The following is an 8,755-nucleotide window of genomic DNA, read 5'->3' as shown; positions in this document are numbered from 1 at the left end:
GTACTACAACGCGACACAGACCGCGACAACTTCATGACAGCAGAAAAAGCTTTAGAATACGGTTTAATCGATAAGATCTTTACAAATCGTTAATAACTAAATTACTGAGGCAACCCTATAGCGCCTTGTCTAAATACCTATACAGCGTGGTCTTACTGATACCAGTCGCCACTGTAATTTGCTTAATTGTATAGTCTTTACTCTTATACATCTTAACAGCCATTTCCACTTTATCTTCTTTCTTAGTAGGTCTCCCACCTTTCTTTCCTCTTGATCTTGCTGCTTGAAGACCAGACTTTGTTCGTTCACTAATAATATCTCTTTCTAGTTCAGCGATGCTTGCCATTGTACGAAAGAAAAACTTTCCCATTGCGGTTGAAGTGTCAATACTGTCAGTAATTGATACAAAATGTACACCCATATCGTTAAATAATTCGCTCAGTTCTATCAAATGTTTTGTGGAACGTGAAATACGGTCAAGTTTATATACAACAATTTTATCGCCACTTCGTAAAATTTTTAAAAGGTCTTCTAATTGAGGCCTATCTCTTCGTGTGCCAGTTAATTTTTCTTTATAAATCTTCTCAACCCCGAATTGTGTTAATGCATCAACTTGCATATCTAGGTTTTGTTCCTCCGTACTCACTCGCGCGTAACCAAAAATCATAATTAATCACCTACTAAAAACTATTTATATGAATATATTAGCACCAAAAACGGTGTTTGTTATTAAAAATGTTACTTTGATTTTGGGAATGAGTTTTGGTACCAAAGATCAGGGTAAATAGAGTGTGTTTTGCTCCAATAAGGACCAGCCCCATAAATGTCCGTTTATGGGGCTAATTTTATTAAACTAACCAGCCGCAGTATGACTGAAGAGAGCTCTTTTATTTTTGTTCCGCAATAGGGCCAGATTGTTGAATAAGGATTGTAGTTAATTATGGTTTTACATACAATTATTGAACTATTGGAAGATAAGTTTAATATCAACCTCGGTGAGCTTTTCATAAGTAAATGAGGTTCTTCACAAGTAATTCGTGAACTAATCAACTGCCCCAGTTCGTTTTATTTCTACCTTAATATTTGGTTTTAAATTTAATGTGGAATACTTTCCTCTCAAATCTTTTTCATTTAAATTGGAATATTTTCTTATACTTTTTATTTTTCTTCCAATGCCAATTGGATCAGTATTTAATTTTCTAAACTTCTCAAGAATATCCCCGAATTCTTTGTTTAGTTCTTCTTCAATTATTAGCTCCATTTTTTTTATTGATTCCTTATTTTTAAGAGTAACAGAAGGCTGTAATTCTATAGTTGAAACTAAAATAGATGCATTTAAATTAACCGACTCTTCCTGAGATAATTCAACATTTCCGCGGTACTTTATTGGGTGAATTGTAATATTAAATTTATCTCCTTTTTGCTTTTCGACTAGTTTTATTCCCTTTTCTTCTAATACCTCTGCAGGAATATTTAAAGTTATATCCCCCAAAAAAGCATTATGATTGGTGAATAATTTTATATACAGGTTTTTTTTCATGGAAATAGAACCAACTATTTTATCATCCCTAAATAATGCAACCCCATCTAAATAGGGTGCTACACCATTCTCATTCGATAGAATAGGTAAGGTAGGATCGATACCAATTTCATATAGTGTGGAAATAAAATCATGCAAGTTGGAGTTGACTAACATTTCTTTCTTTTCGTGTTTATCCAATAGTTGATAGATATAGGATCCCATTTCGGGATATTCTTCATAGTTTTTATTTTTAATCGTCTCCTCAGCATTATCAGTAATGGCCAAAAAGATTAAAGAACTGATACTGCTATCTCGTTGCATAGTATCCAGAAAAGAAGAAATTCCTACTGTTTCTGCCATATTTTTATTAAACAGTATGGTCCTTAATTGACCAGAAGTAAGGTGGTGGCTTGTCTGTTGTTCTAAATTTTGTCTTATTTGTTTGCTTGTAGTTCCGACGGCAGAAATGGTTACACTCGTCTTTTCTTCTTTACGGTCGAATTGTAACAAGCTAATAGTGCCTTTGTATGTATTCTCATCAAGTAAGTCAAAACCAATAATAGTTGAAATTCCTTGCCTTTCTAATATTTTTTCAGGTGGCATACATGCCGTACAGAGAAAGACACAAAGTAGAATAAGCCGTATTTTCATTTTTTCAACTCCGTTTTGAACGTGAAAAGATTTTAGATTTAATGATTGAAATGAAATATAAGAATATTGGATAGATAAACCATAGGTAAAAGCCTACTTGACCAACTTTATCAATCAAAAGGTTATTGTCGACTCTTTTTGTGATAAAAAAACTCGTGATAAAAATGATTATTGAGATTACCCATATTCCATGTTTTAGTTTTAAATGAAATATTTGTTTAACTCCTTTGGAAGAAATGAATAGGATTATACATAAATTTGGAAAAATAACTAATATCCATAATGAAACTGCTATAGATTCAAAGCGCTCAATAAATGGAAAATGGACAGCGCTTATCATACTGACAATAGGCCAGATCTGTTTTTCTAATTCTTTAGGGCTATAAAATAATATGGAAATAACAGTTGCAATTAAAACAAGAAGTGTGGTAAACCAGATTGCTAATTGACTGAATAGAAGTAGTTTTTTTTTCTCCTTTATAAAAGGAAAAATAAAAAATAAAGTCTCAAAACCCAACATTGTATAACTGCTTTTAAAAACTCCTTTCATCATTTCTGACGGAGTTGTCGACATGATGGGTAAAATTCTAGTTAAGTTTATGGAATCAAGTGGTTGATACATCACAAATAGCAGCCATATAGTCATTAAAAAGGATAAGAAGCATATCCCTGCAACTACTCTGAATCCACCTGATACTGCATAAATTGTTATTAATAATAGTGCTAAAGTGCCTACCCATTCATAAACTCCTTCATATCCCCATGTTAGGGACAATTCAACATAACTGATGATGATAGAGTAATGTACAGCAATAAAGTAAATGACAATTAAGGTATTGATGATACTTCCTATAAAGCGACCAAATAAATTTTCGTGTATTTCATAAAGATTACAGTTTCCATGTTTTTTAAGTATGCTAATAATAATCCAAGTGATAATACTAATGAATAGACCGGATAGTAAAACTGAGATCCAAGCATCTTTCTTAGATTCAAGATAAATAATTTTCGGGACTCCAAGTATGCCCATACCAATTTGCGAAGTGTGTATGATAAAGAAAGCCATATAGGCATTTACAAAACTAATATTTGATTTCATTATCCACCTCAAAATTCATCTAAATCTTTTTCTGTTTTTTTAAATCTCCACCTTGTGCGGAATGAATCTTTTGGGCGATTGACAACAGGACGTCTCATATAAAAATGGTGGGGTAGACGTATTAAGAAGTATTTTATATCCTTAATCCTAAAAGGGTATAGAGGTGCAAGATAAGGTTTGTTTAATGATGTCAATTTTAACAAGTGGACCATCATTACACAGACACCGATAATAATCCCATTTAATCCCCAAACACCTGCTAGAATAATGAAAGGAAATCTAGCAATTCTTATAGCAGTGCCCATTTCATAAATAGGAGCCGTAAATGCCCCTAATGCACTAAATGCCACAATAATAATTAAAATGTTGCTAGTTAAACCTGCCTCAACAGTTGCTTGGCCAATAACAATACCTCCAACAATCCCCATTGTTTGCCCTACTTTTGACGGAAGGCGTGCCCCAGCCTCTCTAAGTAATTCAATTAATAATTCGAGTAAAAGTGCTTCTAGCAAAGGTGGAAAAGGAACTTGTGAACGTGATTGCCCAATTATAAGTAACAATTTAGATGGAATTAGTTCAAAGTGAAATGTCATGGTTGCAACATAAAATGCTGTAAGAAATAGTGACCCTGCCATAGCAAATAATCGTATAAATCTTATAAAAGTACTTAAGGACCATCTCAAATATATGTCTTCTGTTGATTCAAAAAACGAAAAAAAATTAGCAGGTCCAATAATAGCAATTGGACTTTCATCTATAAGAACACCAATCCGTCCGTTTAAAATAGAGTAGAGGAATCTATCGGGCAACTCTGTTAATATAAACTGTGGAAAAAATGAGTAATGATTATCTTCAAGACATTGTGCCAATACTGAACTGTCACTTATATTATCAGTTTTTATATTTTCAAACTTCTCCTTAAGTGTTTTAAGTGTGTCATCATCCGCTATATCTTTAAGATATATAATTCTTACTTGCTTCTTAACACGTTCTCCTATTTTTAATTCATCTGTACACAAATTAGAATCATTTAGATTTCGTCTTATAATTTTAATGTTAGAAGATAATGATTCTGTAAACGATATTTTAGGACCGTATACCAATGATTCTGTTTCTGCTTTCTCAATAGATCTTTCAATAGGGTTGGCGCAATTTACCATAAATGCTTTACTTTCGTCTGATAAGTAAATATAAGCGAATCCATTTAAGAGGGAAGAGATAATCTCTTGTTCCTTAAGGTTTTTCTTTACTTCGTTCATTGGTATGTTTTTCAATAAATAAGAGTAAGTTATGTATTCTATCGGAAGTTGTTGAATGTATTTAATTACATACTCATTTAGAAACTCTTGTTTAATTAAATTTTTCATGAAAATAACTTCGAGACAATCTCCACCAACTTCAAGTGTTCTACACATTAAGTCTGGTGATTCGTTGAGGATGTATTTAATTTTTTCATAATTAGGGCAGTTATTTTTATTTAGATGGAGTGTCATTTGAATCATATCCTTCAATAGTTTTTTTTTAGTATTTGAAGTAGGAATCATTTTATACTTGTTTTAATAAAGAAGTAAGGATTGAGAGTAATTTTAGGACCTATGGTTCTGAAACGAATATGGAACAAGGAATTTTAGATGGTAACCAACAACATGTTGTAGAAATCAATTGGCCAGAACTAGCTGGTATATATGAGGTTGAATTTAATGAAATGTGGGGCAGTTCTACATTATCTTTTGATAAAGTAAATTCTAACATCAGTACTCGTAAAATCGATAATACAACACATGTTATTGATATTAACGGTAAAACACCGGAGGCGCGTTCGAAGTGTTTGTAAAACAGCAATCTCATAATTGATTCGGTTAACCCTCTCCATTCCCTTACTATCCGTCTCAATAATGATATCCTTCCATTTGGGCTGGATCACTCCTTCAATAGGAACTTCGTCATTAGCTGCAAAAAAACGTTGACCACTATCACCATATTCTCGAATTAGTTGAAGAGCTTCAATGACAGGTTGATGAGATTGATTATTAGATCTGAACGTAAGATTTTTTAAGATATTACAGAAAGCAATCCGATAATGCCCCCGATAGGAAGAATGCATCTTTATATAGATTTTTTCTTTGTATTCTCGGTGATTTCTTGTCATGTCTTTAATAATATCCCGAATTGTTGAAGCGCCTACAATCGGATATAGAGTATCTTGAATAATTCCATCTGGATGATTAACCGTCGCTTTTAATAAGTTGATAATATGTTTATTTTTCCCTTGAACCCTTTCCAACTCTTCTACTGCTTCTTTACGGGTAGTATTCTTGGCCTTATTTCCGAACTTGAGAGTGATTTCATCCAACAGATCAGCTAAATAGTCGATAACTTCAGCATGACGATGCCAAAATAAGATGGCAAGTAAGGTGTAGCGAATGGGTGCTGGATGTGCTCGCAATTCCGTTACAGTCTCAGTAGCTGCACGAAGTCGATATTTCTTTAGTAATTTTGGAGTCATATGATGAAACAAACCATTAGGAATTTGGAGATGTCGTATAGCTAACAGTTTTTTAACCTCCATCTCCATCGCATTTACACTTGGTTTACGAGGAGAAGATAATAGTTGACGAAAAGTTAAAATGTCGGTTTCCTCTCCATCAGAATCCTCATCAGCATGGGACTCAAGTAAAGCATCTAACCGAGTGCACGTCTTAGCAGATAATTGCTGATATGTCATTTTATATAAGCTCTTTTCAAAAGTATCAATGGCAGAGTCAATCATACGCTTTAAGCTCCCAATAGAAGGAGGTTCAACTTTCCATTTACGAAAGAGACTGTATGCTTGGTTTTTTAAATAGTCTGTATCATGTGTAGACTGAACTTGTTCTTCTAACCATTGTCCCAAACGATCATTATCTGTACGTGTAAGCTCCTGAAATCCAAAAAAATCCCTTATATTTTTTCGATGTCGGGTATAAGTCTTTTCTTTTCCACCCCAACTATATTCATCAAATTGATCATGCGAAACATCAAGCTGTTTCGCTATGTACTCGATCACTACTTTTGGGATGTCTTGCTTTTGGCTAGGGAATCTAGCTTTCTGTTGGAAATACTTTAGTAACACGGCAAAGCCCAAACGGTTCGTTTCTGTTTTATTCCCCATAGATAGATGTAGTTCATTTGGCATTAACATAAAGTTTGCTAAAAGCTCTTCTTCATTCCAATTTTTCTTCACTGGTTCTCCCTCTGATCTACATGTTTTTTTAATAGTATAATTTCAAACATAGAGACCATCAAGATAACTAAGAAAAGCAGCAAAGCTAAACCATTTTCCTTTTATTGTAATATATCTGACGGACTAGAGCAGTAACCCTGTGATTAAGCCTGAAAGAATATAGAATGACATTTAAGCACCTACATCAATTGGCTTTGGAAAATGGTGATGCCATTCATCTACTACATGAATGCATAGATTTTCTAAGAAAAAACAAAATCATACTGCCTGCTATCACTACACTTGAAAGAATAGTGTGGGAAGCAAGGGCAATGGCTGAAAAGAAGCTATTTAACACGGTTAGTCAATCCCTAACAAATGAACAAAAAGAAAAACTTGAAGATATTATTACCTTGCAGCATTCGTCAGAATCCAATAAAACGATATTGGGTTGGTTAAAAGAACCACCGGGACATCCTTCACCCGAAACCTTTTTAAAAGTAATAGAACGACTCGAATACATACGAGGAATGGAATTAGAAACGGTGCAAATTAATCATTTGCACCGCAATCGCCTGTTACAGCTGTCTCGCTTGGGTTCAAGATATGAACCTTATGCATTCCGTGATTTTCAGGAAAATAAACGATATTCAATACTAACCGTCTATTTATTACATCTTAATCAAGATTTGACGGATAAAGCTTTTGAAATTCATGACAGACAAATACTTAGTCTCTTATCAAAAGGTCGTAAGGCTCAAGAGGAAATTCAGAAACTGAACGGTAAAAAGCTGAATGAGAAAGTTATACACTTTACGAACATCGGACAAGCTTTGATCAAAGCAAAACAGGAAAAATTAGACGTTTTTGAGGTTTTAGAATCCGTTATTGAATGGAATTCTTTTGTCTCTTCGGTCGAAGAAGCCCAGGAGCTTGCACGTCCTGCTGACTATGATTATTTAGACTTACTGCAAAAACGATTTTATTCACTAAGAAAATATACGCCAACGCTATTAAGGGTGTTGGAATTTCATTCTACAAAGGCAAATGAGCCACTTTTACAAGCTGTAGAGATTATCCGAGGAATGAACGAATCCGGAAAACGAAAAGTACCTGATGACTCACCTGTGGATTTTATTTCAAAACGTTGGAAAAAGCATTTATACGAGAATGATGGTACAACAATCAATCGTCATTACTATGAAATGGCTGTTTTAACAGAACTTCGGGAGCATGTTCGGGCAGGAGATGTTTCCATTGTTGGCAGCAGACAATATAGAGATTTTGAGGAATATTTGTTTTCCGAATTTACATGGAATCAAACGAAAGAGAATACGAGATTATCAGTTAGTTTATCATTCGAAGATTATATAACGGAGAGAACCAGCAGCCTTAATGAAAGGTTAAAGTGGTTAACTGCCAATTCCAACAAGTTAGATGGAGTTTCTCTTGATAAAGGAAAGCTGTCACTTGCACGCTTAGAAAAAGATGTACCAGAAGAAGCAAAAAAGTTTAGTGCAAGCCTTTATCAGATGCTACCAAGAATAAAATTAACCGATTTACTGATGGATATTGCTTATATAACAGGATTTCATGAGCAATTTACTCATGCTTCCAATAATCGAAAACCGGATAAAGAAGAAACGATTATTATTATGGCTGCCCTTTTAGGAATGGGAATGAATATAGGTGTAAGCAAGATGGCTGAAGCAACACCCGGACTTACATATAAGCAATTAGCCAATGTATCTCAATGGCGCATGTATGAAGATGCAATGAATAAAGCCCAAGCCGTATTAGTAAATTTTCATCACAAATTACAATTGTCTTCCTATTGGGGAGACGGTACAACATCCTCATCAGACGGTATGAGAATGCAGTTAGGTGTTTCATCACTACATGCAGATGCAAACCCACATTATGGAACTGGAAAAGGAGCCACCATCTACCGTTTTACTAGTGATCAATTCTCTTCTTACTACACAAAGATTATTCATACTAATTCAAGGGATGCGATTCATGTTTTAGATGGTTTGTTGCACCATGAAACGGATTTAAACATAGAAGAGCATTATACAGACACGGCTGGTTACACAGACCAAATATTCGGACTGACCCATTTATTAGGATTTAAATTTGCTCCAAGAATACGAGATTTATCAGACTCGAAATTATTTACAATAGATAAGGCAAGTGAGTATCCAAAATTAGAAGTCATTTTACGTGGACAAATAAATACAAAGGTCATTAAAGAGAATTATGAGGATGTTTTGCGATTAGC

Annotated in this window: 5 protein-coding genes and 2 pseudogenes; 2 read left to right on the top strand and 5 right to left on the bottom strand. The window is 34.1% G+C overall.

Going from position 1 to position 8,755, the window contains the following annotated elements:
- Positions 1 to 93: ATP-dependent Clp protease proteolytic subunit (locus BLT20_RS29700; protein WP_176944013.1), on the top strand; the 93-nt coding region annotated here is incomplete at its 5' end.
- A gap of 22 nt (positions 94 to 115) precedes the next feature.
- On the opposite strand, the gene BLT20_RS29695 is transcribed toward BLT20_RS29700, so the two are convergent.
- The 5 genes and pseudogenes from BLT20_RS29695 to BLT20_RS29665 form a co-directional block, all read right to left on the bottom strand.
- On the bottom strand, positions 116 to 667 hold the full coding sequence (locus tag BLT20_RS29695) for a recombinase family protein (protein ID WP_000576160.1): 552 nt from the start codon (positions 665 to 667) through the stop codon (positions 116 to 118).
- Between the two features lie 375 nt (positions 668 to 1,042).
- Positions 1,043 to 2,173 (bottom strand): Ger(x)C family spore germination protein, encoded by a 1,131-nt coding sequence (locus BLT20_RS29685; protein ID WP_073340450.1) that lies wholly within the window; start codon positions 2,171 to 2,173, stop codon positions 1,043 to 1,045.
- Between the two features lie 4 nt (positions 2,174 to 2,177).
- The gene (locus BLT20_RS29680) at positions 2,178 to 3,272 is read right to left on the bottom strand and encodes a GerAB/ArcD/ProY family transporter (RefSeq protein ID WP_000841208.1); all 1,095 of its coding nucleotides are present in this window, start codon (positions 3,270 to 3,272) and stop codon (positions 2,178 to 2,180) included.
- Positions 3,273 to 3,280: 8 nt separating this feature from the next.
- Positions 3,281 to 4,765 carry a spore germination protein gene (locus BLT20_RS29675; protein WP_176944012.1) on the bottom strand — a complete coding sequence of 495 codons (1,485 nt, stop codon included), beginning with the start codon at positions 4,763 to 4,765 and terminating at the stop codon, positions 3,281 to 3,283.
- Between the two features lie 311 nt (positions 4,766 to 5,076).
- A pseudogene (locus BLT20_RS29665) lies at positions 5,077 to 6,495 on the bottom strand (DUF4158 domain-containing protein); the annotation flags it as partial.
- 146 nt (positions 6,496 to 6,641) lie between these two features.
- Between BLT20_RS29665 and BLT20_RS29660 the strand changes: the two are divergent.
- A pseudogene (locus BLT20_RS29660) lies at positions 6,642 to 8,755 on the top strand (Tn3 family transposase); the annotation flags it as partial.

It is taken from the genome of Bacillus sp. cl96, assembly GCF_900100505.1.
GTDB lineage: Bacteria > Bacillota > Bacilli > Bacillales > Bacillaceae_G > Bacillus_A > Bacillus_A cereus.
This window is presented reverse-complemented; position numbering and strand designations above follow the sequence as displayed.